At 63.5% G+C, this 25,433-nt stretch carries 24 protein-coding genes; 19 read left to right on the top strand and 5 right to left on the bottom strand.

What is annotated here, in order from left to right; genetic code table 11:
- The first annotated feature begins 44 nt into the window (after positions 1 to 44).
- The 9 genes from CLU92_RS03500 (at position 45) to bla (ending at position 9,442) form a co-directional block, all read left to right on the top strand.
- Positions 45 to 641 (top strand): SCO family protein, encoded by a 597-nt coding sequence (locus CLU92_RS03500; protein ID WP_101480747.1) that lies wholly within the window; start codon positions 45 to 47, stop codon positions 639 to 641.
- A gap of 19 nt (positions 642 to 660) precedes the next feature.
- Entirely contained in the window at positions 661 to 1,137 is a 477-nt protein-coding gene (locus CLU92_RS03505; protein ID WP_180338414.1) for a copper chaperone PCu(A)C, read from the top strand.
- A gap of 123 nt (positions 1,138 to 1,260) precedes the next feature.
- Positions 1,261 to 1,938 carry a CerR family C-terminal domain-containing protein gene (locus CLU92_RS03510; protein WP_101480748.1) on the top strand — a complete coding sequence of 226 codons (678 nt, stop codon included), beginning with the start codon at positions 1,261 to 1,263 and terminating at the stop codon, positions 1,936 to 1,938.
- The gene (locus CLU92_RS03515; RefSeq protein WP_101480749.1) at positions 1,935 to 3,143 is read left to right on the top strand and encodes a multidrug effflux MFS transporter; all 1,209 of its coding nucleotides are present in this window, start codon (positions 1,935 to 1,937) and stop codon (positions 3,141 to 3,143) included. The genes CLU92_RS03510 and CLU92_RS03515 overlap by 4 nt, the downstream gene beginning before the upstream one ends.
- Positions 3,144 to 3,265: 122 nt before the next feature.
- Positions 3,266 to 4,612: a DUF3422 family protein gene (locus tag CLU92_RS03520; protein WP_101484470.1), complete on the top strand. Its 1,347-nt coding sequence runs from the start codon at positions 3,266 to 3,268 to the stop codon at positions 4,610 to 4,612.
- Between the two features lie 104 nt (positions 4,613 to 4,716).
- Positions 4,717 to 6,207 (top strand): hypothetical protein, encoded by a 1,491-nt coding sequence (locus CLU92_RS03525; RefSeq protein ID WP_218973439.1) that lies wholly within the window; start codon positions 4,717 to 4,719, stop codon positions 6,205 to 6,207.
- Positions 6,208 to 6,270: 63 nt separating this feature from the next.
- Positions 6,271 to 6,663 (top strand): BlaI/MecI/CopY family transcriptional regulator, encoded by a 393-nt coding sequence (locus CLU92_RS03530; RefSeq protein ID WP_101480751.1) that lies wholly within the window; start codon positions 6,271 to 6,273, stop codon positions 6,661 to 6,663.
- On the top strand, positions 6,660 to 8,420 hold the full coding sequence (locus tag CLU92_RS03535) for a M56 family metallopeptidase (protein ID WP_101480752.1): 1,761 nt from the start codon (positions 6,660 to 6,662) through the stop codon (positions 8,418 to 8,420). Before CLU92_RS03530 ends, CLU92_RS03535 begins: the two co-directional genes overlap by 4 nt.
- 59 nt (positions 8,421 to 8,479) lie before the next feature.
- On the top strand, positions 8,480 to 9,442 hold the full coding sequence (gene bla / locus CLU92_RS03540; protein WP_243858155.1) for a subclass B3 metallo-beta-lactamase: 963 nt from the start codon (positions 8,480 to 8,482) through the stop codon (positions 9,440 to 9,442).
- A 5-nt stretch (positions 9,443 to 9,447) separates the two neighbouring features.
- Here the strand turns inward: bla and CLU92_RS03545 are convergent, their stop codons facing one another.
- On the bottom strand, positions 9,448 to 9,771 hold the full coding sequence (locus CLU92_RS03545) for a tetratricopeptide repeat protein (protein WP_180338415.1): 324 nt from the start codon (positions 9,769 to 9,771) through the stop codon (positions 9,448 to 9,450).
- A 73-nt stretch (positions 9,772 to 9,844) separates the two neighbouring features.
- A complete protein-coding gene (locus tag CLU92_RS03550; RefSeq protein WP_101480753.1) occupies positions 9,845 to 10,831 on the bottom strand; it encodes a zinc-dependent alcohol dehydrogenase family protein in 987 nt (328 codons plus the stop codon).
- A gap of 128 nt (positions 10,832 to 10,959) precedes the next feature.
- Between CLU92_RS03550 and CLU92_RS03555 the strand changes: the two genes are divergently transcribed.
- The 3 genes from CLU92_RS03555 (at position 10,960) to CLU92_RS03565 (ending at position 15,349) form a co-directional block, all read left to right on the top strand.
- On the top strand, positions 10,960 to 11,871 hold the full coding sequence (locus CLU92_RS03555) for a LysR family transcriptional regulator (protein ID WP_101480754.1): 912 nt from the start codon (positions 10,960 to 10,962) through the stop codon (positions 11,869 to 11,871).
- Positions 11,872 to 11,926: 55 nt separating this feature from the next.
- Entirely contained in the window at positions 11,927 to 14,032 is a 2,106-nt protein-coding gene (locus tag CLU92_RS03560; RefSeq protein ID WP_180338416.1) for a TonB-dependent siderophore receptor, read from the top strand.
- A gap of 147 nt (positions 14,033 to 14,179) precedes the next feature.
- The gene (locus CLU92_RS03565) at positions 14,180 to 15,349 is read left to right on the top strand and encodes a DUF1624 domain-containing protein (RefSeq protein ID WP_101480755.1); all 1,170 of its coding nucleotides are present in this window, start codon (positions 14,180 to 14,182) and stop codon (positions 15,347 to 15,349) included.
- 23 nt (positions 15,350 to 15,372) lie between these two features.
- Here the strand turns inward: CLU92_RS03565 and CLU92_RS03570 are convergent, their stop codons facing one another.
- Together CLU92_RS03570 and CLU92_RS03575 are read right to left on the bottom strand one after the other, a co-directional pair.
- Entirely contained in the window at positions 15,373 to 15,903 is a 531-nt protein-coding gene (locus CLU92_RS03570; protein WP_101480756.1) for an isochorismatase family protein, read from the bottom strand.
- Positions 15,904 to 15,944: 41 nt separating this feature from the next.
- Positions 15,945 to 16,862, bottom strand: coding sequence for a LysR family transcriptional regulator (locus CLU92_RS03575; RefSeq protein ID WP_101480757.1), 918 nt, complete (start codon positions 16,860 to 16,862; stop codon positions 15,945 to 15,947).
- Between the two features lie 121 nt (positions 16,863 to 16,983).
- Here CLU92_RS03575 and CLU92_RS03580 point away from each other — a divergent pair, with 121 nt between their 5' ends.
- The 3 genes from CLU92_RS03580 to mmsB all read left to right on the top strand — a co-directional run bounded on the left by CLU92_RS03580 (position 16,984) and on the right by mmsB (position 20,774).
- A complete protein-coding gene (locus CLU92_RS03580) occupies positions 16,984 to 18,201 on the top strand; it encodes an ABC transporter substrate-binding protein (protein WP_101480758.1) in 1,218 nt (405 codons plus the stop codon).
- A gap of 143 nt (positions 18,202 to 18,344) precedes the next feature.
- Positions 18,345 to 19,859, top strand: coding sequence for a CoA-acylating methylmalonate-semialdehyde dehydrogenase (locus CLU92_RS03585; protein WP_101480759.1), 1,515 nt, complete (start codon positions 18,345 to 18,347; stop codon positions 19,857 to 19,859).
- Between the two features lie 9 nt (positions 19,860 to 19,868).
- Complete coding sequence (gene mmsB, locus CLU92_RS03590) at positions 19,869 to 20,774, top strand: 3-hydroxyisobutyrate dehydrogenase (RefSeq protein WP_101480760.1); 906 nt, start codon at positions 19,869 to 19,871, stop codon at positions 20,772 to 20,774.
- Here the strand turns inward: mmsB and CLU92_RS03595 are convergent.
- Positions 20,771 to 21,163, bottom strand: coding sequence for a DUF1090 family protein (locus CLU92_RS03595; RefSeq protein ID WP_101480761.1), 393 nt, complete (start codon positions 21,161 to 21,163; stop codon positions 20,771 to 20,773). The genes mmsB and CLU92_RS03595 overlap by 4 nt on opposite strands.
- A gap of 136 nt (positions 21,164 to 21,299) precedes the next feature.
- Here CLU92_RS03595 and CLU92_RS03600 point away from each other — a divergent pair, with 136 nt between their 5' ends.
- The 4 genes from CLU92_RS03600 to CLU92_RS03615 all read left to right on the top strand — a co-directional run bounded on the left by CLU92_RS03600 (position 21,300) and on the right by CLU92_RS03615 (position 25,334).
- Positions 21,300 to 22,136 (top strand): tetratricopeptide repeat protein, encoded by an 837-nt coding sequence (locus CLU92_RS03600; protein WP_101480762.1) that lies wholly within the window; start codon positions 21,300 to 21,302, stop codon positions 22,134 to 22,136.
- Positions 22,133 to 23,134: a tetratricopeptide repeat protein gene (locus tag CLU92_RS03605; RefSeq protein WP_101480763.1), complete on the top strand. Its 1,002-nt coding sequence runs from the start codon at positions 22,133 to 22,135 to the stop codon at positions 23,132 to 23,134. Before CLU92_RS03600 ends, CLU92_RS03605 begins: the two co-directional genes overlap by 4 nt.
- 68 nt (positions 23,135 to 23,202) lie before the next feature.
- Positions 23,203 to 24,417 carry an AGE family epimerase/isomerase gene (locus CLU92_RS03610; protein WP_101480764.1) on the top strand — a complete coding sequence of 405 codons (1,215 nt, stop codon included), beginning with the start codon at positions 23,203 to 23,205 and terminating at the stop codon, positions 24,415 to 24,417.
- Entirely contained in the window at positions 24,414 to 25,334 is a 921-nt protein-coding gene (locus CLU92_RS03615) for a carbohydrate kinase (RefSeq protein ID WP_101480765.1), read from the top strand. The genes CLU92_RS03610 and CLU92_RS03615 overlap by 4 nt, the downstream gene beginning before the upstream one ends.
- Positions 25,335 to 25,433: the final 99 nt, after the last annotated feature.

Genomic DNA, 25,433 nt, shown 5'->3' on the forward strand with positions numbered 1-25,433 from the left:
ATCTCTTAATTTGTATTCACTACGCCCATTGGGCTGGAATTACCATGAAACGTCGTCTTTTCCTTCTCGCCGGCACGGCGGGACTGCTCACGCTTGCCGCTTGCGAACAAGCACCGAAACCCCATTACAACGGTCTGGACTTGACGGGAGGCGATTACAAGCCCGACTTCAAATTGAGCGGCCCCGATGGCAAGGTCTACACCCTGGCCGATTTCAAGGGCAAGTATGTGATGGTCTTCTTTGGCTTCACGCAATGCCCGGACGTGTGCCCGACTGCCCTGTCGCGCGCGCTGGAAATCCGCCAGAAACTGGGCGCCGATGGGGATAAACTGCAAGTGATCTTCATCAGCATCGATCCCGAGCGCGACACGCCCGAGTTGCTGGGCGAATACATGCGCGCCTTCGACCCCAGCTTCCTGGGCTTGCGCACGGACCCGCAGGCGACGGCGCAGACGGCCTTCAACTACAAGGTCTTCTACCGCCGCGTTCCCAGCGGCAGCTCGTACACGATGGACCACACGGCCATCAGCTATGTGCTCGATACCGAGGGACGCATGCGCCTGGGCTTGAAACACCAGCTGACGGGCGACGAGTGCGTGCAAGACATCAAGACCCTGATGAAATCGAAATACACCTTATAACAACACCGAGGAAATAATCATGACCCATTTGAAAACCCTGCTGGCCACGGCCCTGACCGTGCTGTCTTTCTCCGCCGTCGCACAAAACAGTGTGCAGATTACCGACCCGTGGGTGCGCGCCACCGTGCCGCAGCAAAAAGCCACGGGCGCCTTCATGCAGATCACGGCGCCGAAAGCCATGCGATTGCTGGAAGTGCGCTCGCCCGTGGCCGGCGTGGCGGAAATCCATGAAATGAGCATGACGGACAATATGATGCGCATGCGCCAGGTCAAGGAAATCGCCTTGCCGGCCGGCAAAGCCGTCGAACTGAAGCCGGGCGGCTACCACGTGATGCTGCTGGAACTCAAAGGGCAAGTAAAGGCGGGCGACAAGATCCCGCTGACCCTGGTGCTTGAGGGCGAGGACAAGCACCGCGAAACCATCGAAGTCAATGCCGTGGCACGTCCGCTGGGTGCGACCTCGACTTCACCCGCGATGCCCGCGATGAAACACTAACTCTGCCGCAATGCGCTTGAAAAGCCCGGTGCGCCGGGCTTTTTTGCGTCCATTTGAAAGTTAAACGGCTGTTTGATACAATGGAGGGCAATATTAAACAGCTGTTTAAATAATGGGAATGGCATGACGGAACAGATGGAAAACGATAAGTTCGGCGAACCGGCGCGTGCGCGTATCCTGCAGGCGGCGGCGGACCTGTTTGCCGAGGAGGGCTACAAGGCCGCGTCCGTGCGCAGGATATGCGAGGCGGCGAGGGTCAATGTGGCGATGGTCAATTACTATTTTCATAGCAAGGAAGAGCTGCACCTGGCCGCCTTCGACCATGCGCGCGAGCTGGCGCGGGCCTCGGCCGCCGACGTGGCGGCCGCCAGCGCGAGGGCGAAGCTGCCGCCCGTGGAACAGTTGCGCCTGGCCATCGAGGCGCTGGTGTCCGATATGCTGCGCTCGGGGTCGGCGTCGCTCTTCAGCCGCCTGGTGGCGCGCGAACTGATCGAACCGACGGCCGCCATCCACAAGCTGGCCGAACGTAATGTGCGCCCGCAGCATGCCTTGTTCACGGGTTTGATCCGTGGCGTGGTGGGGCCTTCCATGCCGGCGGACGTGGTGCAGAAATGCGTGTTCAGCGTGATCGGCCAGGCCGTGTTCTATGCCCGTTCGCGCATCGTGCATGAACTGGTGGTGCCGGAAATAACGTATGACGAGGCGGGCATCGCCAGCATCGCGCGCCATGTGTCGCAATTCTCGCTGGCGGCCCTGGCTGGCTTGCGCCGCCAGTGTGACGATGCGCAGGCGGGCGCATGAAGGCCCGCAACCTGACCCTGGTGCTGGCCGGCCTGGCCATGCTGGGCCCGTTCGCCACCGATACCTTTCTGCCATCATTTCCCGCGATCGGCATGCATTTCGACGTCAGCAGCGTGCTGGTGCAGCAAACCCTGAGCGTCTACCTGGCCGCCTATGCCTTCATGACCTTGTTCTACGGCACCTTGTCCGACTCCTTCGGCCGCCGTCCCGTGATCCTCGCTTCCCTGCTGATCTTTGCCGTCGGCTCCATCGGCACCGCGTTTGCGCCCAGCTTTGGCTGGCTGCTGTTCTTCCGTGGCATGCAGGGCGCCTCGGCGGGAGCGGGCAGGGTAGTCGGGCAAGCCATCGTGCGCGACACCCTGTCAGGCGCGGCCGCGCAAAAGATGCTGGCCAATATCATGATGGTGTTCGGCATCGCGCCCGCCATCGCCCCCATCATCGGCGGCTGGCTGCACGTGGCCTATGGCTGGCAATCAACGTTCGTGTTCACCTTTTCCGTCACGGTGCTGCTGGCGCTCGCTTGCCTGAAAGGCTTGCCGGAAAGTTTATCCGTAGAGCAACGCCAGCCTTTCCATCCAGGCAACATCGCGCGCAATTACTGGCTGGCGTTGCGCCACCGGGCATTCCTCTTGCGTTCGCTGGCCGTGGCCTTCGCCTTCGGCGGTTTCGCCCTGTACATCGCGTCCGCGCCGCATTTCATCCTGGAATTGCTGCGCCTGCCGGAAACGGCGTTTGGCTGGATGTTCATCCCCATGGTGGCCGGTTTGGTGCTGGGCTCGGCGCTGTCGGGCAAGCTGGCCCATGCGGTGAAAAGCACCGTGCTGGTGCGCTGGGGCTTGCTGGCCATGGCCGCCACGGGGGCGATCAACATAGGCTACAACCACTGGTTTAGCGCCAGCATCCCCTTTGCCGTCGTGCCGGTGATGCTATACGCCTTCGGCATGTCGCTGGCCTTGCCGGGCATGACCATGTCCACGCTCGACATTTTCCCGCAGATGCGGGGCCTGGCCGCCTCCTTGCAAAACTTCGTGCAAATGCTGGTGTTTGCGCTGGTGTCCGGTTTTGTCGCACCCTTGCTGTTCGACAGTGCCTTCAAGCTGGCGCTGGGACAGGCTTCGGCCGTGGCGCTGGCCGCCGTGTTCTGGTGGCTGGGCAGCCGCCAGGCGGCGGGGCAGGGCGCATCTGCCATTATTAAAACAATATGATAGGCCTTGGAAAATAGTGGCATGCTTCCTGCTTTGTTACACTGTGACAATCAGACCCGTGCTGCGGGCGCCAAAGCACGCGCGCGGGTCTAAGCAGTTTTGCAACTTTACCTTTGGCTATCATGCACTTGATTAACTCCAGTTTGAACCACGCCTTGCGCGTGCCGCTGGCTGCGGAAATCCACTCGCGGCCGTTTTTGCAGCTCGATGCCCCCGAGCTGATCACCCATCTGGCCGTCTACAAGGATGACAGCGCGGCACCGGGCGCGTCGAATATGGCGGCCCAGCACGCCACTTTGGCTGCCCTGTGCACGCATTTCGGCGTCACGCCCCCGACCACCGAAGCCAAGTATTTTTATTACGACTTTGGCCGCTTCCGCCTGAAATGGGAATGCCACACGGAATTTGCCACGTTTACCTTCGCCGAACATGGGGGCGCCGCCTTGCCGCTGGAGCAGGCGTTCGAGCGCATGCCGTTGGAACAGTTGCCGCAGCAATGGCTGGCGGGCTTGAAGGGCAAGCTGATGGTGGCCGCGCACGTGGTGCTGGAGCAGGCGACGGAGCCCGCCGAGATTTTCATGCAGGATTTGTCACGCGTATTCGAGGGCAATACCCTGGCCGGCAGCAAGGTGTTGCAGGGTGGCGAATTGTGGACGGACTTCACCATCCAGTCTGACGGCTTCAGCCGTTTCGTCATCCGCGATGCGGGCATGCGCTCGCAGCAGTCGGGCCGTTTGGTGCAGCGCGTGCTGGAAATCGAAACCTACCGCATGATGGCATTGCTGGGCTTGCCCTACGCCATGCAGGCGGCGCCATCCTTGAACGCCATCGAGAACGAACTGGCGACCTTGGCCGCCGCCATGGTAGACACGGATGACGCGCCGGGCCTGGCCAAGGGCGACGAGGGCCTTGCGGAGCAAGCCTTGCTTGACCGCATCACGCGCCTGGCGGCCCGCATTGAAAAGCTGTCACTTGACAATAGCTACCGTTTTTCTGCCTCGAAAGCCTACATGGGCCTGGTCAAGGCGCGCATCGAGGAATTGCGCGAAGTGCGCATCGAGGGTATTCCCACGGTCGAGGAATTCATGGATCGCCGCTTGACGCCCGCCATGAATACCTGCGAAGCGATGGCCAGCCGACAGGAAGCGATGGCGCAGCGTATCGCCAACACGAATGATTTGCTGCGCACGCGCGTGGGCATCGTGCAGGAATTGCAAAACCGGCAAATCCTGCAATCGATGAACGCCCGCGCGGCGCAGCAGCTGCAGCTGCAGCAAGCGGTGGAAGGCCTCTCCGTGGCGGCAATCTCGTATTACGTAATCGGCCTGTTCAGCTACACGGGCAAGGCGGCCAAGGTGATGGGCTTGCCCGTGAACCCTGAAATCCTCGTCGGCGCCCTGGTGCCCTTCGTGGCGGCCGGCGTCTGGCTGGGGCTGCGGCGCATGCACCACAAGCTGCACGCGCACTGAGCGGGACGACAGGGGGGCAACATTTTTGCTATCTTCCGGCATTCGACCGTCAGGTGTTCTGAAAAGGAAAATGCGTGCTACCGAATGTTGGAGATGTTTACTGTGTGTTTTCGTCCGAGCTGCAGCAATATGTGGCTTGCCAGGTCACCCGCATCAAGGATGCGTCCTCGTCCAGGCCGCTCGCTGCCGTGCTGGAGCTGGACTGGAGTGGTGACGCCTTGCCCGATGCGGCGGCCGTGCAAGCCATGCAGCCGCTCGTGTGCGACTATTTCTTCTGGAATAAGCGCCACGATCACTGCTATGCCACGGCGAATGTGCCGCCTGGACATACCCTCATTGGCAATATCGCGCCGCTGGTCGATGTGGAAGTCAATAGCTACCGCAGCGGCTGGAACGTGGGGGATAGCGTTGTACGCCAACGCCGCTGGGAGCGCATCGATCCGGTGCGGCGCCAGCAGTTCAAGGCAGCGTCGCGCGAGCATGAAGTGACGCTCGGCGGCCAGGCCTTCCGGCAGGATGCGACGAAAATCAATGACAGCGTCTTGCAGGCGCTGGGCGACATGTCCGAGCTGGAGCAACTGCCTTGCCTGATGTCGATCGAGACTGGTGACGGCACGCAGGCATTGATGGAGTTTATCCAGGGCAATCCCTTCATCAATGAACTGCACTGGCAATCATCGACAGTGCATGTGCTCGATTTCAGCGGCAGCGGCCTGGAACGCCTGATCCTGCAGCCCGATGGCGTCACCAGCCTGGTCTTGAACAAAGGCTTGAGCCTTCTCGCGCTGCGCAGCGCGCCGTCGCCGTCGTTGCGCATCGACGATGGCGCGGATGGCCGCCATCTGACACTCCAGTGTACGCACGCGCTGCCGCCGTTCCACGGTCTCGACCGGCTGGGTGGCCTGTCGCTGGTGAGCATGAAAGAAGTTGATTTGGCACAAGTGGCACAGCGCTTTCCTCATCTGACGGCCTTGCGGATCTGGGGCAAGCCGGGGCTGGCGTCGCATATGACCAGCCTTGCGCAGCTGACCCAGCTGCAAATGTTTACCACCTATGATCTGTTCGGTTTCAAGGCGGAGGACTTTCCTCTTGCCACACAATTGCCGAAGCTGGCAACCCTGAGGATGACCAGCTTGCCCGCCGATGCGGCCAAGGTCATCAAGGCCGGTTACAAGAAAGCGGCGGCGCTGGGACTGGACTTATCGGTGACCAAGGCGCGCAAGCCGGAATGGCTGGCTGAAAACCTGCTCAACCCCTTCCGCGACTGGGATGGCCGCGAGCATATTTCTCCCGCGTATGCGAAAAAGGCGGCACTGGCCTACAAGAACATGCTGGCCGTGACGCGCAGCATCGATGCCGCCATGGAGGCAACGGCCGCCACTGCGGCGCTGGAGGCCATGGTCGCCGCCTATGTGGACGCCTTCAACAAGATGGACCGGCGCTCTGGCATCATCGAGACGGTGGAACGCGAGGAAATTTACGTGGTGCTGGTGGCGTTGCTGGCTCAGCTGGTACAGCAGCTGGGAGAGCAGGGTGCGGCGCTCGTCGACGAAGCGGCCTTGCTGGAGTTGTTCGACCATTTGCGCGATTTTTAGCTCCTTTCGCTCTCTAGAAAAAAAGTTCTAGACAATCGATTCTAGAATGGGTATTCTGGCTGCATGTTAAAAAATACTTCCACCCCCCATCCCACGGCCGCCGAACTGGACTTGCTGCGCATCTTGTGGCAACGCGGTCCTTCCGACGCCCGGGCCGTGTACGACGCCCTGGCTGCAGAGCGTGCCGACGCCAGTTACGCCACCGTGCTGCGCCAGCTGCAATTGATGCATGGCAAGGGACTCTTGAGCCGCGATGAAAGCCAGCGGCCGCAGTTGTATGCCGCCGTCGACGCGCAGGAAAAGTTGCAAACCAGTTTGCTCAAGGATTTGATCGGCAAGGTGTTTTCCGGTTCCGGCAAGGCGCTGGTGCTGACGGCGCTGCGTGAACACGTGAGCGACGCGGAACGCCTGGAAATTGAAAAGGTACTGCGCAGCAAGGATGGCAAGGCGCCATGAACCTGGACATGCGCTTGGGCATAGAGTTGGGCAACCTTGTCCCGGCGCTGGGCTGGGTCTTGCTGTACTTTGTCTGGCAGGGCGTGATCGTCGGCGCCGTGTCCGCTGTCCTGCTCTGGCTGCTGCGCCACGCCAGCGCGCGCTGGCGCTATGCGGTCTGCGCGCTGGCGCTGCTGCTATGCCTGTGTATTCCCTTGCTTCATCTGCTTACTCTCCTGTCTGGCACATCGCTGGCCCAGTTGCCGATGGCCGCGCCGCCCGCCTGGCGCGCCGCGCTGCAAGCGTGGATGCCGGCCCTGGTGCTGGCCTGGAGCGCGGGCGTTGGGCTGATGAGCTTGCGCCTGTGCCTGGGCCTGGCATGGGTCGGCAAGCTGCGCCGCCAGGCAGTGGCCGCGCCGGCCATCTGGCAGACGCGCCTCGATGCGCTGGCGCTGCGCATGGGCTTGCGCGGCAGTCAGCAAGTGCCGCTGAAGCTGCACGCGGGACTGTCCAGCCCCGTGACCGTGGGTTTCTGGCGCCCCGTCATCCTGCTGCCAGCCGCCTTGCTAAGCGGCATGCCCGTCGCCCTGCTCGAGGCGCTGCTGGCGCATGAGCTGGCGCACGTGCGGCGCTGGGATTACCTGGTCAATCTGCTGCAAAGCGTGGCCGAGGCGCTGCTGTTCTTCCATCCAGTCGTCTGGTGGCTGTCGGCGCGCATGCGGGCCGAGCGCGAACAGGTGGCCGACGCCCTGGCTGCACAGGCACTGCAAGACCCGCAGCAGCTGGCCACGGCGCTGCATGCGCTGTCCTTGCACGCTGCCACGCCGAGCCAGCCCGGCTTGCTGATGTCGGCCCGGGGCGGAGCGCTGCTGACGCGCATCGAACGCCTGATGGCGCCCGGCCCCGACACGGCCGGCTGGAAACTGGCCGTGCCCGCCTTGCTGCTGGCCTGCGCCACCTTGCTGCTGCAGGTGCAGGGCAAGCCTGCCGTCAGCGGGGCGACCCTGGCCGAGGCCGCCGCCGGCATGCTGGCCTTGCCCGTCAGCGCGAAACATATGCTGGTGTTCGACGACGCCAGCGGCAAGGTATTGATGGCGAAAGATGCGGACGCCGTCGTGCCCATCGCTTCGATCACCAAGCTGATGACGGCCATGGTGGTGCTGGACGCGGGCCTCGACCCGGATGAACAGCTGCGCATCGTGCGCGCCGATGGCGACTCTTCGCTGCAGCGCCACAGCCTGCTGGCCGACGGCGTGGCCGTGTCGCGCGGCGCGCTGTTGCAACTGGCGCTGCTGCCGTCCGAAAACCGCGCCGCCGCCGCGCTGGCGCGCACCTATCCGGGTGGCAGTGCGGCGTTTCATCAGGCACTGCAGGCGAAGATCCACAGCCTGGGCCTGGTGCGCACCACCCTGACGGACCCGGTCGGCAGTTCTCCCGCGAATACCTCCACGGCCAGCGAGGTGGCCAAGATCGTGGCGGCCGCCGCGCGCTATCCGGACATTGCCCGCATCACTAGCCACCCGCAGGCCAGCGTGGCCGTCAATGGCAAGACGCGCACCCTGCACAACACGAATCCGCTGGTAGGCGGCAAGGGCTGGGACATTTTGCTGTCCAAGACGGGCAGCAGCCACGAGGCGGGCAGCTGCCTGACCATGCGCATGCGCAGCGGCGGCAAGCACGTCACCGTGGTGCTGCTGGACGCCGATGGCGCGCAGCGGCGCTCGCTCGACGCCGGACACATCCGCGACACCCTGGCCGACAGGACTGGCCGCATGTAGTGATACCCCCCCGGGCGCGCCAGTGCGGGCGCCCTTCTTTTTACACTCTGGAGATGAAGATGACACTATTGGCGAAGTTGATGCTGGCTACGGTTGCGACCATGGCGGCAGGTACGGTGCAGGCGAAGACGCCGGCACCGGTGCAGGATAAACCGGTCAATTGCGATAATTGCAAAGAATGGAATGCGCCCGTCAAGCCGTTCAATATCCATGGCAACAGCTGGTATGTGGGCACGGCCGGTCTGTCCGCCGTGCTGGTGACGAGTCCGCAGGGCCATATCCTGCTCGACGGCGCGCTGCCGCAATCGGCACCCCTGATCATCGCCAGCATCAAGGCGCTGGGTTTTCGCATCGAGGACGTGAAATACATCCTCAATTCGCATGCCCATTGGGATCATGCGGGCGGCATCGCCGCGCTGCAGCGGGCCAGTGGCGCCACCGTCATGGCCAGCGCAGCGGCGGCCCCGGTGTTGCAAAGCGGCACCAATGGCAAAGATGATCCGCAGTACCAGGCCGATCCCGTCGTGCACGTTGCCAAGATAAGCAAGGTCAGCCTGGTGGGCGAGGGCGATACCGTCAAGGTGGGCCCTTTGACCTTGACGGCCCACATGACGCCGGGCCACACGCCCGGCGGCACGACATGGACCTGGACGTCGTGCGAAGGCCAGCGCTGCCTGGATGTGGTGTATGCGGATAGCCTGAACCCGTATGCCAGCGGCGATTTCCGCTATACGGGCAAAGGCGCGGGCAAGGGTGGCTCGCCTGACGTTTCGGCCTCGTTCGAAGCGAGCATCGCCAAGGTGGCTGCCTTGCCATGCGACATCATCATCCCCGTGCATCCGGGCACGACGGACGTGCTGGGCAAGGCGGCCAAGCGCAGCGGCACGGACAATCCCCTGATTGACGCCAACGCCTGCCGCGCCTATGCAGCCGAAGCGGGCGGCATGCTGGCCAAGCGCCTGGCGAAAGAACGGGGCGTTGCGTTACCAGCCGAAGCCAAAGACGCCGCGCACGCGCATTAATCGTTTTACTCTGCCGCCTGCTGCTGTTTTTGCAGGCGTTTCAGGAACACCGTCATTTCCTTGACGGCTTGCAGGTCGCCTTTCTGCTGGGCCACAGTCACGCCCGTTGTCCAGGCGGCCTGCGCTTCGTCCAGCCGGCCCAGCTGCTGCAAGGCCTTGCCCAGCAGTTTCCAGGCGGCGGAATAGCCCGCTTGCTGTTGCGTCGCCTGCGCCAAGTGCAGGGCTGCTTGCCCGGCGTCATGCTCTTTCAGACAGGCGTCGCCCAGGCCGAAGCGCAGCAGGGCGCTGTCGCGTCCCTGCGCCAGCAGTTTTTCCAGCTTTTCACGCATTCCCGGCCTCATCTTGATATGCAAGTATATTCTTGCATATTAACGCTTCGGCCTGCAAGTAACAAGCCGGCGTTCAATTGGCCACATCCACCACCAGCTTGCCGCGCGCGCTGCCATCGATTTGGGCTACATGCGCATCGTGCACCGTGCGCAAGCTAAAGCGGCGTGGATCAAGCCGCACCCGCAGCTTGCCCGCGTCGATCAGCTTGTTAGCTTCGCGCAAGATCGCGCCATGGCGCGCATGGCCCTCGCCGCTCAACAGGGGCAATAAGGTGAACACGCCCGAGTAGCTGGCCGCGCGCGCCGTCAGCGGGCTCAGGGCGAACGTGCCCCAGCCCAGGCAACTGACGACATGGCCACCATAAACCTTCGCTGCCCGGAAACTGGCGTCCAGGGTGGCGCCGCCCACCGTATCGTAGACGATGTCGAAGCCGGCGCCGCCCGTGTGTTCGGCCACGTAGTCATCCACCGTGCTGGTGCGGTAATCGATGAAGCGCGCGCCCAGCGCCTCGATGGCAGCGCGGCTGGCGGCGCTGCCCGTGGCATACACCGTGGCGCCAAAGGTGAGCGCGAGCTGCACGGCCATGTGCCCAACGCCGCCCGCGCCGCCATGCACCAGTACGGTGTCGCCCGCCTTCACATGGGCGCGGTCGACCAGCCCTTCCCAGGCCGTGATGAAAACGAGGGGCAGGGCGGCCGCTTCGCGCATGCTCAGCGCTGGCGGCACGGGCGCCAGCAGGGCAGCGTCGAAGACGCCGTACTCGGCTAGCGAGCCCTGGACACCTCCGATGCCGCCCGCCATGCCATAGACTGTTGCGCCAACGTGAAAAGTCGTCACGCCCTCGCCCACGGCCGCCACCGTGCCGGCCACGTCGATGCCGAGGATGGCGGGCAGGCGGGGCCGGGCGTGCGGGGCGGTGCCGGCGGCGATTTTCGTGTCCAGCGGATTGACGCCGCTGGCGGCGATGCGCACGAGGACTTGGCCGGGGCCGGGCTGTGGCAAGGGCAGGTTTGCTATGGTCATGGGGGCGGCAAAGGTGGTGAGGACGAGGGCTTGCATGGGGTTCTCCTGTGGTTGATGCCCCAGTCTAGGCGGCGACGGCACAAAGAAAAACGGGGCGCGGCCCGATGCACTATTTCAGTATCGTGGATAATCGCCGGCATCAAGGAGTTCACAGGGAGACAGAAATGGACAGGCTGGAAGCGATGCAGGTGTTTTGCGCGGTGGTCGAGGCGGGCGGCTTCAGCAAGGCAGCGCAGCGTCTGGGCATCTCGACCTCGTCCGTGACGAACCAGGTGGCGGCGCTGGAAAAGCATTTCGGCGTACGGCTCTTGCAGCGCACCACGCGCAGCATGTCGCTCACGGCTGAAGGCCTGCAGTGCCATGCGCAGGCGCGCCAGATGCTGGCCGACATGGCGGCGCTGGAAACGAGCCTGCTGCAGGCGGCCGCGCGGCCATCGGGCAGCTTGCGCGTGGATATGCCCAGCAGCATCAGCCGCAACCTGGTGGCGCCCGCCTTGCCCCGCTTTATCGCCGCCTATCCCGACATCGCCCTGCGCCTGACGGTCAGCGACCGCCTGGTCGACATGGTGGAAGAGGGCGTCGACGTCATGCTGCGCATCGGCGAGCCGCAGGATTCATCGCTGGTGGCGCGCAGCCTGCTGGCAATGGATTATCTGTGCTGCGCCTCGCCCGCCTTTGTCGCCCGGCATGGCATGCCGCAGGCCCCGCAGGAACTGGATCAGTTTTCCTGTCTGCATTTCCTGTACCCGAAATCGCGCCAGGTGCGGCCCTGGCTGTTCCAGGACGGGGGCGCGGGCGCACCGTATGCCCACACGCCTGCGGCTGCCTTGGCCTTCGACCATATCGAATCGATGATCGCCGCCGCCCAGTCCGGTTGCGGCATCGTCCAGGCGCTGTCCGTTTCTGTGTTGCAGCCTTTGCGTGACGGCAGCCTGGTGCCCGTGCTGCAGCCATTTCGCACGGCTGGCCCCGACGTGTGGGCGCTGTTCCACCCGCGCCAGTTGCGTGCGGCCAAGGTGCAAGTGTTCGTGGATTTTTTGGCGCAGATCTTCCGGGAAGGCTTTAATGGGAATTGATTATCAATTATAATGCAAGTCTATTGCATTAATTTGCGCTATTGTCAGGTATCCCATGTCCTTGTTTTCACGCCGCCCCGTGGCGCTCCTGCTGGCCGCTGCCAGCCCCTGGTCACTGGCAGTCGACAGCGCCGCTACCGATTCCGCGCCGTCCGACGCTGTCGTCACCGTCAGTGCGCAGCGCCAGCATTACCGCAGCCTGTCCGCCACGGGCGCCACCAAGACGGATGCCTTGCTGATGGACTTGCCGCAAAGCGTGCGCGTGCTGACCAGCGACCTGCTGCGCGACGCGGGCGTGACGACACTGGCCGGTGCGCTGGACCTGGCCAGCGGCATCGCGAAGCAAAGCCCGCTGGGCGGCCTTTGGGACAGCTACGCCATGCGCGGCTTCACGGGTGACCCGAATTTCGGTTCCGACTACATGGTCAACGGTTTCAGTTCCAGCCGGGGCTACAACGGCATGCGCGACGCCGGCAACACGCAGAACGTGGAAGTGCTGAAAGGCCCCGCTGCGGCCCTGTACGGCCGGGGCGAGCCGGGCGGTACCGTTAATATCACGACGAAAAAGCCGAAGTTCGCGCCCGAAGTCAGCGCCGATGTGTCCTTCGGCAGTTTCCAGACGCGCCGCGCCGCGCTGGACTTGACGGGGCCCTTGAGCGACAGCTTTGCCTACCGCCTGAACGCGGCGCATGAAGAAGGGCACAGCTTCCGCGATACGCTGCACGTCGAGCGCAGCCTGTTTTCTCCCTCCTTCCTCTGGCTGGTGGGCGAGCACACGACCGTGTCCTACGAAATCGAAGCGGTGCGGCAGCGCGCGCCGTTCGACCGGGGCGTGGTGGCTGTGAATGGCAAGCTGGGCGCCGTGCCCGTGTCGCGCTTCCTGGGCGAACCGGACGACGGCCCCATGACGGTCAAGTCGCTGGGGCAGCAGTTATTTATCCACCATGCGCTGTCCGACGACTGGACGTTGCAGGCAGGTGCCTCTTACCGCGACAGTGCATTGAACGGCTATTCGACTGAGGCGAACAAGCTGTTGGCCGATGGCCGCACCCTGAACCGCCAGCGCCGCCACCGCGATTTTTCTGCCATCGACGTGTCGGCCCGCGTTGAATTACTGGGCAAGTTCAAAACGGGCGCGCTGGCGCACGAGGTGCTGGCCGGTGTCGACGCCTATCACTTCGACGACCACCGGGTGCAGCTGCGGCGCAATCCCACCGCCGCGTATGCGTATGCCATCGATATTTTTGCACCCGTGTATGGCGGCAAGGCCGCTCCGCTGGCCCTGTCCATCGACACGCAGGAAGGGCAACAGGCACGCGGCCTGTATGTGCAAGATCAACTGGACCTGGGCGCGCAGTGGAAGGCGCTGGTCGGCGTGCGCCGCGATACATACACGCAGGACGTCACGAACAATCGCCTGAACGTGAGCAACCGCCAGTCGCTGTCGGCCACTAGCCCCCGCGCGGGCCTCGTCTACCAGCCGTCAACAACATGGTCGCTGTATGCGAGCGTGGCCAAGGGCTTCCGGCCCAACAGCGGCATCAGCATAAACAACCGGGCCTTCCCTGCAGAGCGCAGCCGCTCGTATGAGCTGGGCGCGAAGCTGGATACGGGCAAACTGACGGGCACCGTGGCCGTGTACGACATCCGCAAGAGCAATGTGCTGACGACGAATCCCGCCAACACGGACTTCGCCATTGCGGCGGGCGAGGTGGGGAGCCGGGGCCTGGAACTGGACGTGTCGGGCGAAGTGGCGCGCCGCTTGCGCGTCTCGGGCGCCTATGCGTACACGGACGCCACCGTCACGCGCGGCGACAATACGATTTTGACGGGCAGCCGCTTCGCCAACGTGCCGCGCCACAGCGCCAACCTGCTGGCCACGCAGCAATTCGCGCTGGGCACGGGCACGGCCAGCGTGGGTGGCGGGGTGCAGTATGTGGGTGAGCGCCAGGGCGACGTGGCCGTCAGCAGCAGCTTTACCCTGCCGGCCTATACGACGGCCAGGCTGCTTGCTTCCTATTCGCCGACTGCGAAGCTGCGCCTGGCTTTGAGCGTGGAAAACCTGTTCAGCCGCAGCTACTATGCGAGTTCCTATAGCCAGCTGTGGGTGGCGCCGGGGGCCGAACGCACGGCGACCTTGAATGCGCATTACAGGTTTTGATTTGCTAAATGCCGGGGCATTGTTTAGAACCAGCAGCATAAAGCTGGGGTCAGACCCGACGGGTCTGACCCCGGATTTTTGCCTGTGCGGCAAGTGACGTCTACGACACTCCAACGCACCAAGGCACCAATACATAGACATAAACTAATGACTGTTTCCACATCCCTAAATTCCCCCGTCACCCTGCGCACCCGCATCGCCGTCATCGACGTCATGCGCGGCCTCGTGATGCTGATTATGCTGTTCGACCATGTGCGCGAAACGGTCTTCCTGCACCACCAGGTCGGCGACCCGATGGATGTGGCCAGCGTCGATCCGGCCCTGTTCTTCACGCGCCTGGCCGCGCACTTTTGCGCGCCCATGTTCGTCTTCCTGACGGGCTTGTCGGCCTGGCTGTATGCGCATCCGGCCGCCGGCCCCCGCAGCGCGGCCGGCTTTTTGTTCAAGCGGGGCTTGCTGCTGGTGGTGCTGGAACTGGTGTTCGTCAACTTCGCCTGGAGCGGGGCGTTTCCGCCAGCCGTGCTGTATTTGCAGGTGATCTGGGTCATCGGCCTGGCCATGATGGCGCTGGCCGTGCTGCACCGGTTGCCATTGAAAGTGCTGGTGCTGCTGGGCGTGGCGATCATCGCGGGACAGCATCTGTTGACTGGTTTGCGCGCGGAAGAGGGCAGCTTTGCTTATTATCTGCTGACGGTGCTGCTGCAACGTGGTTATCTGGTGGCGGACGGCGCCATGAAAATCAAGGTCAGCTATCCGCTGCTGCCATGGATAGGCGTGATCGTGCTTGGCTATGCGGCCGGCCCGCTGTATGCGCGCGGGCAGTCTGCCGAAGGCCGGTGCCGCCTGTTGCTGGTGCTGGGCGGTGGCAGCTTGCTGCTGCTAGCCGTCTTGCGCGGCTTCAATCTGTATGGCGAAACCCTGCCGTGGGTGGCGGGCGACACGGCCCTGCGCACGGCCATGAGCGTGCTGAACTTCACCAAGTATCCGCCGTCGCTGGACTTTTTGTTGTTCACCCTGGGCCTGGGCCTGCTGGGCCTGGCCTGGCTGGAACGCGTCGACAACTGGTTTACAAGGGCTTGCGCCACCTTTGGCGGCGCGCCCATGTTTTATTATCTGCTGCACCTGTATCTGCTGCTGGCCATCGGCATCACCTTGACGGCGGTGCTGGGCGCCAATCATGGTGCCCGCTATGGCGTCGAACATATCTGGCAAGTGTGGCTGATCGCGCTGTCCCTGATGCCCTTGCTGTACTTTCCCTGCCGCGCGTTTGCCAATTACAAGCGCACGTCGAAGCAGGCGTGGGTGCGTTATTTCTAGGCTAGTCTATTGCGTGAGAATGGCTATTTGATCAGCGCCAGCACCTCGCGGAAACGCGGGTGCTTGCAGTCGCGCAGCCATTCAAAGGCCAGCATTTCCACCGTCACCAGATGGGCGCCCAGCTTGCCCAGGCGGGCCAGTGCCGCATCGCGGCTGGCGCCATGGCGCGAACCGACTGCGTCGATGGCGATGATCACCTCACACCCCAGCTCCAGCAAACCGATGGCCGTCTGCAGCATGCACACATGGGCTTCGCAACCCGTGACGACGATTTGCCTGCGCCCCGCGGGCAGTATGGCTTGCAAGCCGTCGGCACAGGCGCCGAAATGCGTCTTGTGCAAGGTCTGTTCGCACAGGGCGGCGATTTCTTCCACGTTCGGTCCCAGTCCCTGGCGGTTCTGTTCCGTGCCCAGCACGGGCACGTCGAGCAGGCGGGCGATCTTTGCCAGGCGCAGGTTCTGCGCCAGCACCAGGCCCGCATCGTGGATGGCCGGCATCAAGCGCCCTTGCAGGTCGACAATGACCAAAACAGCCTGGTTCGCATCCATCAGCATGGCATTCTCCTTTAATCAGTAGTGGCGACAGTGTAGCGTGCTCAGGCTGGCCAGCTGGGCGTGGACGTTTCGCCCATCAGGTAGCCGTGATTGAGGTCGATGGCGGTACGCAGGTAATTCCACAGGGCGCTGACCCGCGCGATGTTGCGCCGCTCGCTCGGTGAAATCATCCAGAAGGCGCGCAGCAAATCGATCTCGCCCTCGAGCACGGGTACCAGTTCGTTCGACTGCTGGGCCACGAAGCAGGGCAGGATCGCCAGCGCCTGGCCCGCGCGCGCCGCGTGGTACTGGGCGATCACGCTGGTGCTGCGAAACGCGCGCAGCGAATCGGGCGCCACATTGTCCATGTAGCGCAGCTCCGCGCTGAAAACCAGGTCGTCCACGTAGCCGATGATGGGGTGCTGCGCCAGCTGCGCCACGCTGGTAATGGGCGCGTGGCGCGCCAGGTAGGCCGGCGTGGCATACAGTTTCAAGCGGTAGTCGGACAGCTTCGTCACGACATACGGGCCAGAGAGGGGGCGCTCGATGGAAATGGCCACGTCCGCCTCGCGCTTGGACAGGCTGACGAAACGGGGTACGGCGATCAGATCCACGCTGATGTGCGGGTATTTCCCGCAAAACTGCGCCAGGTGGGGCGCCAGCACGATGGCGCCGAAGCCCTCGGTAGCGCCCAGGCGCACCTGGCCCGACAGCAGGCGGTTATGTTCGCCCAGTTCCTCGGTGGCGGCAAACACCGTGCTTTCCATCGTTTCCGCGTATTCCATCAGCCGGTGGCCCTCGGGCGTCAGCTGGTAGCCCACGTAGTTGCGGTCGAAGAGCTGCGTGCCCACCTGCTCCTCGAACTTGCGCATGCGCCGCGACACGGTGGAATGGTCGATGCCCAGCTTTTTCGCCGCATCCACCAGGCCAGCGCTGCGCGTCAGTTCCAGGAAGACCCGTACATTGTCCCAATCGAGCATGGCAATCCCTCTCTGTGCATTTTTGCAAAGGAATTATGCATTAATTTCACTTGAGTGCATATTTTTACACATGCAGAATGCATCTAAACATATAAGAAAACCCATCCACCTGGAGACACGCATGAAAAAAACCGTACTGGCCATGGGCGCGCTGGCGCTTTCCCTTTCCTTTGGCGGCGCGCAGGCGCAGATTTCCGATGGCGTCGTCAAGGTCGGCATCCTGACCGACATGTCCGGCCCGTATTCGGCCATGGGCGGGCGCGGCTCCGTCGTCGCCAGCCAGATGGCCGTCGAAGATTGCCTGAAAGCCGAATGCAAGGGCATGAAGATCGAGATTCTCTCGGCCGACCATTTGAACAAGGCGGACATCGCCGCCTCCAAGGCGCGCGAATGGATAGACCGCGACAAGGTCGACGCCATCGCCGACCTGACCAATTCCTCGGTGGCCCTGTCCGTGCAAAAGCTGATGAAAGAGAAGGGCGGCATCGCCATGTTCAGCGGCCCTGCCACCGGGCGCCTGACGAACGAGGATTGCTCGCCGAACGGCTTCCACTGGATGTTCGATACCTATTCGCAGGCGGCCGGCACGGCGGCGGCACTGACTAAATTAGGGCAGAAATCGTGGTATTTCGTCACTGTCGATTACGCGTTCGGCCACTCGCTGGAAAAGGACGCCAGTGAAGTCGTCAAGCGCAATGGTGGCACGGTGCTGGGCGCCGTGCGCCATCCGCTCAACGCGTCCGATTTCTCGTCCTTCCTGGTGCAGGCGCAAGGCTCGAAAGCGCAGGTGATCGGCCTGGCCAATGGCGGCGCCGACACGGTATCCGCCATCAAGCAGGCGCGCGAATTCCGCATTGGCAGCGGCAAGGACCAACGGCTGGCCGCCTTGCTGGTGTTCCTCTCCGACGTGCATGCGCTGGGGCTGGAAACGGCCCAGGGCCTGGTCTACGCGGACGGTTTTTACTGGGATTTCGATGACCGCAGCCGCGCCTTCGCCAAGCGTTTCGAGGCGCTCAACAAGGGCGCCAAGCCAACCATGGTGCAGGCGGGCGTGTATTCCAGCGTCTACCACTACCTGAAATCGGTGGCGGCCGCGAAGAGTGACGACTCGAAGATCGTCGCCCAGAAAATGCGCGAACTGCCCATCAAGGATGCCGTCATGAACAACGCCTCCATCCGTCCCGATGGCCGCGTCATCCACGACATGTATCTGGTGCAGGTGAAAACCCCGGCCGAATCGAAAGGCGCGTGGGATTACCTGAAGGTGCTGTCTACCATCCCCGCCGACCAGGCCTTCAAGCCTATGGATGCGGCCGCGTGCAACCTGGTCAAGAAATAATTTTCGGCTGAGCAGCAGAGGGCCGGGGTCAGTTCCTTCGGAATCGGAATTTCCCCCACTGGGGGAAATTCCCCCGGCGGGTCTGACCCCAGTACTCATTTGCTCAGCCGCACCCTATGAATATCGCACACCCGGAGCAAACCATGAACCAAGCACTCACCCAAGTCCCAAGCATCCCCCTGCATATCGGCGGCAAGCACCACGCTTCAATCAGCACCGAGTGGCGCGACGTCGTCAACCCGGCCACGCAGGAAATCGTCGCCAAGGTGCCGTTTTCCACGCCGGACGAAGTCAAGCTGGCCGTCGCCACGGCCAAGGAAGCATTCAAGACGTGGCGGCATACCCCGCTGGCCGCGCGCATGCGCATCATGCTCAAGTACCAGCACCTGATCCGCGAAAATATCGGCACCCTGGCCGCACTGATCACGCGCGAGCACGGCAAGACCCTGCCCGACGCGGAAGGGGAAGTCATGCGCGGCCTGGAAGTGGTGGAGCACGCGTGCTCGATCGCCACCCTGCAGCTGGGAGAAATTGCTGAAAACGCGGCCACCGGCGTCGATGTCTACAATATCTACCAGCCGCTGGGCGTGGGTGCCGGCATCACGGCCTTCAACTTCCCCGTCATGCTGCCGTGCTTCATGTTCCCCATCGCTATCGCCTGCGGCAATACTTTTGTCCTGAAACCGTCGGAGCAGGATCCGTCGTCGACCATGTACCTGGTCGAACTGATGTACCAGGCGGGCTTGCCGGCCGGCGTGCTGAACGTCGTGCATGGCGGTGCCGACGTCGTCAACATGCTGTGCGACCATCCCGACATCAAGGCCGTGTCCTTCATCGGCTCCACCCACGTGGGCACGCATGTGTACCGCCGCGCCAGCGAATCTGGCAAGCGCGCGCAATCGATGATGGGGGCGAAAAACCATTGCGTGGTGCTGGCCGACGCTAACAAGGAACAGGCGATCAATAACCTGATCGGCGCCGCCTTCGGCGCGGCCGGCCAGCGCTGCATGGCCAATTCCGTGGTGGTGCTGGTGGGCGAGGCGCGTTCCTGGCTGCCGGAAATCGTCGCCCGCTCGCAAGCGTTGAAAGTGGGGCCGGGCAGCGACCGCACGGCGGACCTGGGGCCGATGGTCTCGAAAGCGGCCATGCAGCGCGCCGAAAAGCTGATACAGGCGGGCGTGGACGAAGGCGCGGAATTGCTGCTGGACGGCCGTGGCCTCAAGGTGGCCGGCTACGAGGGCGGCAACTTCATGGGGCCGACGATTTTCTCTAAGGTGGCAGCATCGAATTCCGTCTACACGCAGGAAATCTTCGGCCCCGCCATGTGCGTCGTCGAGACGGAAACCCTGGACCAGGCCATCGCCTTCATCAACGCGAACCCGAACGGCAACGGCACCTCGATCTTCACCTCGTCCGGCTGGGCAGGGCGCAAATTCCAGAACGAGATCGACGTGGGGCAGGTGGGTATCAACGTTGCCATACCCGTCCCTGTCGCCTATTTCAGTTTTACGGGGTCGCGCGCGTCGAAACTGGGCGACCTGGGCCCGAACGGCAAGCAAGCCTTGTACTTCTGGACGCAGACCAAGACCGTCACGGCGCGCTGGTTCGCCCCGGACGACGGCGGCAGCGGCGTCAATACCACCATTTCGATGAAATAAGGGGCGGTGATGAGCGCAAACATCGTTTTTATCGGCCTCGGCAACATGGGGCTGCCCATGGCGCAGAACCTGGTGCGCGCCGGCCATGCGGTCACGGGCTTTGACTTGCTGCCGGCCAGCGTACGGCAGTTTGCCGATGGCGGCGGCCTGGTGTCTGATGACCAGGCGGCGGCGATCCAGGCGGCCGACATCGTCATTACCATGTTGCCTGCCAGCCGCCACGTGCTGGGTGCTTATTTGGGTAACCCTTTGGGTGGGACTGGCATTCTGGCGCAGGCGCGGCCCGGCACCCTGCTGATCGACTGTTCGACGATTTCCACCGAAGCAGCGCGCCAGGTGGGCCGCGCTGCGCAGGAGAAGGGCATGCCCATGCTGGATGCGCCCGTCTCGGGCGGCACGGCGGGCGCCACCAACGGCACCCTGACCTTCATGGTGGGCGGCGAAGAGTCCGCGCTGGCGGCGGCGCGACCCTACCTGGAGATCATGGGCAAGGCGATTTTCCACGCGGGCGGCTCGGGTTGCGGCCAGACGGTCAAGATCTGCAACAACATGCTGCTGGGCATACTCATGATCGGCACCAGCGAAGCGATACGCCTGGGCGTGGCCAATGGCCTGGACCCGAAGGTGGTGTCGGACGTGATGGCGAAAAGCTCGGGCCGCAATTGGACCCTGGAAGTGTACAACCCGTGCCCCGGCGTGGCGGAGAACGTGCCCGCGTCGCGCGGCTACACGGGCGGCTTCGGCGTCGACCTGATGCTGAAAGACCTGGGCCTGGCCGTGGAAAGCGCGCTGGCCAGCGGCGCGAGCGTGCCGCTGGGCGCCCTGTCGCGCAATTTATATAGTGTGCACAGCAAGGCGGGAGCGGGCGCGCTGGATTTTTCCAGCATTTATCAACTGCTGGGGGAAAAAGCTTAAGGCTGTTGTGCCTGCAGGGCGGCCAGATCCGCCCTGGCTTTTTCCAGCTTCCCTTCCAGCTTGGCGATCTTTTTCGGCTGCTTGTTCGCTTCCTGGGCCAGGCGCAGCGAACGCTCCGTCTGGTTCACCTTCGCCTGCGCCTTCAGCACCTTCTTGTTGTGACGTTCGACCAGCATGTTGTCGCGGCAGTGGGCGTTGACTTCGTCGAGCGCGCGCGTGAGGCCCGCGACCTTGTCGGACAAGCCCTGTTCCTGCGCCTGGCGCAATTCGCTGCGGATGCTTTCGCGCTTGGCGGCGCAGCCCGTCAGTTGGGTGTCGGCGGCGCTGGCAGTGGCGCTGGCGGCGAGGGCGACGAGCAAGGTCAAGGCGGTTTTCGATAGGCGATTCATGGCGTTCCTGGGGAGGTTGGTTTAGTTGATGCAATGTAAGCCTGCCGGCGTACCCTGTCAAACTTCCCGTGCAGTGCGCGCCTCCCGTGCGGGGCATCGGCTACCATGCGTATTTTCTTCCTCCCGACTCCCTCGCATGCACAAGAATTTGATTCCGCTGGCGCTGTTGCTGCCGCTGGCAGTCCTGGCGCAAACTTCCCCCACTTTGCTCGACCTGCAGTTGCTGGCCATCGAAGCGCGTGCCGATGCGCCGGCCAGGGACCCGGCCAATATCGCCGCATTTGCCGAGACACGGCGTGCTGCCGAAGCGGGCGATGTGGTAGCGCAGCTGGAACTGGCACGCAAGCTACAGCTGGGCGTCGGTGCGCCGCAAAGCACGGCGCAGTCGATGGCCTGGCTGCGCAAGTCGGCCGAAGGCGGCTATGCGCCGGCACAAGGAGACATGGGACTGGCCTATACCGTAGGCGGCAAGGTGCCCATCGACCGCGTGCAGGGCGAGTACTGGCTGCGCAAGGGCGTAGCGCAAGGCGACGTACTGGCGCAAACGATTCTGGCGCTGGAGTTCATCGACGGCGGCAGCAGTGCCGAAGAACAGGCGCTGGCCATCATCTGGCTGAAGGCGGCGGCAGAGCAGCACTTTGTTCCTGCCTACAATGCGCTGGGCGAGCGCCTGATGCGGGTGGCCACGGACGATGAACAGCGCAGCGAGGCCTTCGCCTGGTATGAAAAGTCGGCGCGTGAAACGGATCCGGCGGGCATGCGCAACCTGGCCCGCGCGCACGAGCTGGGCCTGGGTGTGAAACAGTCGGACAAGTGGGCGCTGACCTGGTATGAACGGGCCGGATGGAGCGGCGACCTGCCCGCCATGCGGCGCATGATTGACGTGTATGTCAAAGGCGAACTGGGACAACAGGCGAATGCCGAGGACGCCGCCGAATGGCGCGGCAAGCTGGCTGAGAAGGAAAAGAAATGAAGACTATCCTGTTCATCTTGAGCCTGACGCTGGCGCAGCCCGTGCTGGCGCAGCAGGCGTCCACCAAAGCACCGCGCCAGCATCCGGCGCTGGCCGAATTCGATATGTCCGGCCTCGATGACATGCGCGCGCGCGTGCAGGCCGTGATCAACCGCCCAGCCGACCTGTCGCCGGACAAGGTCGCCGCCTTCGAGAAGGCGCGTATCGCTGCCGAAGGGGGCGACACGGTCGCCCAGCTGGACCTGGCGCAACTGCTGCACGAAGGCGAGGGCACGCCGCGCGACCGCGACCTGGGTCTGGCGTGGATGCAGAAATCGGCGGAAGGCGGTTATGGTCCGGCGCAGGCTTTCCTGGGCGTGGCGTACACGCTGGGCCAGGGCATGGCAATCGACCGCAAGCTGGGCGAATACTGGTCGCGCAAGGGTGCAGCGCAAGGCGTGGAGCTGGCCAATTTCACGCTGGCCATGCACTTCGAAAACATCCGCAGCAGCGTGGAAGAACAGGCGCACGCGCTGCACTGGCTGAAGTTTTACGCCGAAAAGGGCTTCATCCCCGCCTACAATGAAATCGGCTACCGGCTGATGATGACGGCGCACGATGACGCGCAACGCAAGGAAGCATTTGGCTGGTACATGCAGGCGGCCAAGGTGCTCGACCCGCCCGGCTTGAACAATGTGGCCTACTCGTACGAAGTGGGGCAGGGCGTGCCGCAGAGCGACGAGGCGGCTTTGGGCTGGTACGAAATGGCTGCCATCGCGAAAAGTCCACCGGGCCAGACGGGCTTCGCGCGCCTGCTGGAGCAGGGCCGTGGCGGACCCACCCGGCAGGGGCCGGCGCCAGCGCCGTTCACGCTGTACCTGCTGGCCGCGAAGCAGGGCGACGTGGAAGCCATGGAACGGCTGGTCAAGGTGTACGCTAAGGGCGAACTGGGACAGCTGGCCGATCCCGCGCAGGCGGCGCTGTGGCGTGAAAAGCTCAGACTGGCCAAGACCCCCTGACTGGGCATGACGGAGTGGGGGCGGCATGCTATCATCATTGTTATCGATAACAATATGAAGAGACATTCATGAATCCCGATTTCCGCTCCAGGGAAATGCTCGAAAAGCATATCCTGCACACAATGCACTTTTATCACCCGCGCGCCATCGATGCGAGCGGCGGCTTTTATCACTTCTTCCGCGATGACGGCACGGTGTATGACGCCAGCACGCGCCACCTGGTCAGCAGTACGCGCTTCATCTTCAATTACGCCATGGCTTACCGCCGTTTCGGCGACGACGATTACCAGGCGGCCCTGCGCCACGGCGTGGCCTTTTTGCGCGACGTGCACCGCGATCCGGTCACGGGCGGCTATGCCTGGCAACTGAAATGGCAAGACGGCGGCAAGACGGTGGAAGACGGCGCCAACCACTGCTACGGCCTGGCCTTCGTGCTGCTCGCGTATGCGCACGCCTTGCAAGCGGGTATGCAGGAAGCACGCGCGTATCTGGACGAGACGTTCGAACTGATGGAGCAGCGCTTCTGGCTGCCCGAACACGGCCTGTATGCGGACGTGGCCAGCGCCGACTGGGCCACCCTTGACGGCTACCGGGGCCAGAATGCCAATATGCACGCCTGCGAAGCCATGCTGGCCGCGTTCGAGGCGACGGGCGAAGCGCGCTACCTGCACCGCGCAGAAACCCTGGCACACAATATCACCGTGCGCCAGGCCGGCCTGGCCAATGGCATGATCTGGGAGCACTACAAGTCCGACTGGTCGATCGACTGGGACTACAACCTGCACGACAAGAGCAATATCTTCCGCCCTTGGGGCTACCAGCCCGGCCACTTCACGGAATGGGCCAAGCTGCTGCTGATCATGGAGCGCCACGCCAAGTTCATGGCTGGCCCGTCCGACTGGCTGCTGCCGCGCGCGCGCGCCCTGTACGACACGGCGCTGGCCAAGGCCTGGGATGGCGTGCATGGCGGCATCCACTACGGCTTCGGCCCGCACGATGAAATCTGCGATGGCGACAAATACTTCTGGGTGCAGGCGGAAAGCTTTGCGGCCGCCGCCGTGCTGGCCGCGCGCACGGGCGACGACGCCTATTGGCGCAGCTACGACAAGATCTGGGACTACAGCTGGACGCATTTTGTCGACCATGAACACGGCGCCTGGTACCGCATTTTGACTCCGGAGAATCGCAAGATCAGCGACGAGAAAAGCCCGGCCGGCAAGGTCGATTACCACACCATGGGCGCCTGCCATGAAGTGCTGAACGTGATTGGTGGTGCCGCATGAGCGCCACTTTCCCTCCTTTTGTTTCAGCCGGCGAAGCGCTGACGGATATGCTGCGCACGGGCGCGGATACCTGGAGCAGCCAGGTGGGCGGCTCGACCTGGAACGTGGCGCGCGTGATGGCGCGCCTGGGCGTGCCCAGTGCCTTTGCCGGCGCCGTCAGCCTCGACGTCTTCGGCGATGCGCTGGCAGCGGCCACCAAAGCGTCGGGCCTGGACATGCGCTTCTTGCAGCGCTGTGCGAAGTCGCCGCTGCTGGCCATCGTGCACGAACTGCATCCACCCACGTATTACTTCATCGGCGACGACAGCGCCGACCTGCATTTCGACGCGGCGCTCTTGCCGGCCGGCTGGATGCAGGGGGCGCAATGGGTGCATTTCGGCGGCATCAGCCTGGCGCGCGAACCGCTGGCGGGCAAGCTGGTGGCGCTGGCGCAGGAACTCAAGGCGGCTGGCGTGAAAATCAGCTATGACCCGAATTTCCGCGTCATGATGGATGAGCGCTACGACGCCACCCTGCGCCGCATGGTGGAACTGGCTGACGTCGTCAAAGTGTCGGACGAAGACCTGGCGGGTCTGTTTCGCCACGATGACATCGATGGCGCGTTTGCCGTGCTGCGCGGCTGGAATCCGCAAGCCACGTATCTGTATACGCGTGGCGCGCAGGGCGCCGCCCTGTACCAGGGCGAACAGACATGGCAGGCGGCGCCGCCCGTCATCGAGGTGGTCGACTCGGTGGGGGCGGGCGACGCCAGCATCGGCGGCTTGCTGTATAGCCTGATGTACCGGCCCGATGCCGATGGTGGCCAGCACTTGCGCTTCGCCGTCGCGGCCGGGGCGGGCGCCTGCCTGGCCGCTGGCGGCTCGCCGCCCTCCGTGCAATTGGTGGAATCGTTGCTGGAGCGCACTATATTGGGATGATGTGGGCATGGTGTGTGTATTCAGCAGCGCCAGTGCGCCCTTCTTGCAATAAAAGGCGTAAGATTTGCTTTCTTGCCATGTCAAGAGCCTGTCCCTGGA

Source organism: Janthinobacterium sp. 61 (assembly GCF_002846335.1).
In the GTDB taxonomy this organism is placed as follows: domain Bacteria; phylum Pseudomonadota; class Gammaproteobacteria; order Burkholderiales; family Burkholderiaceae_D; genus Janthinobacterium.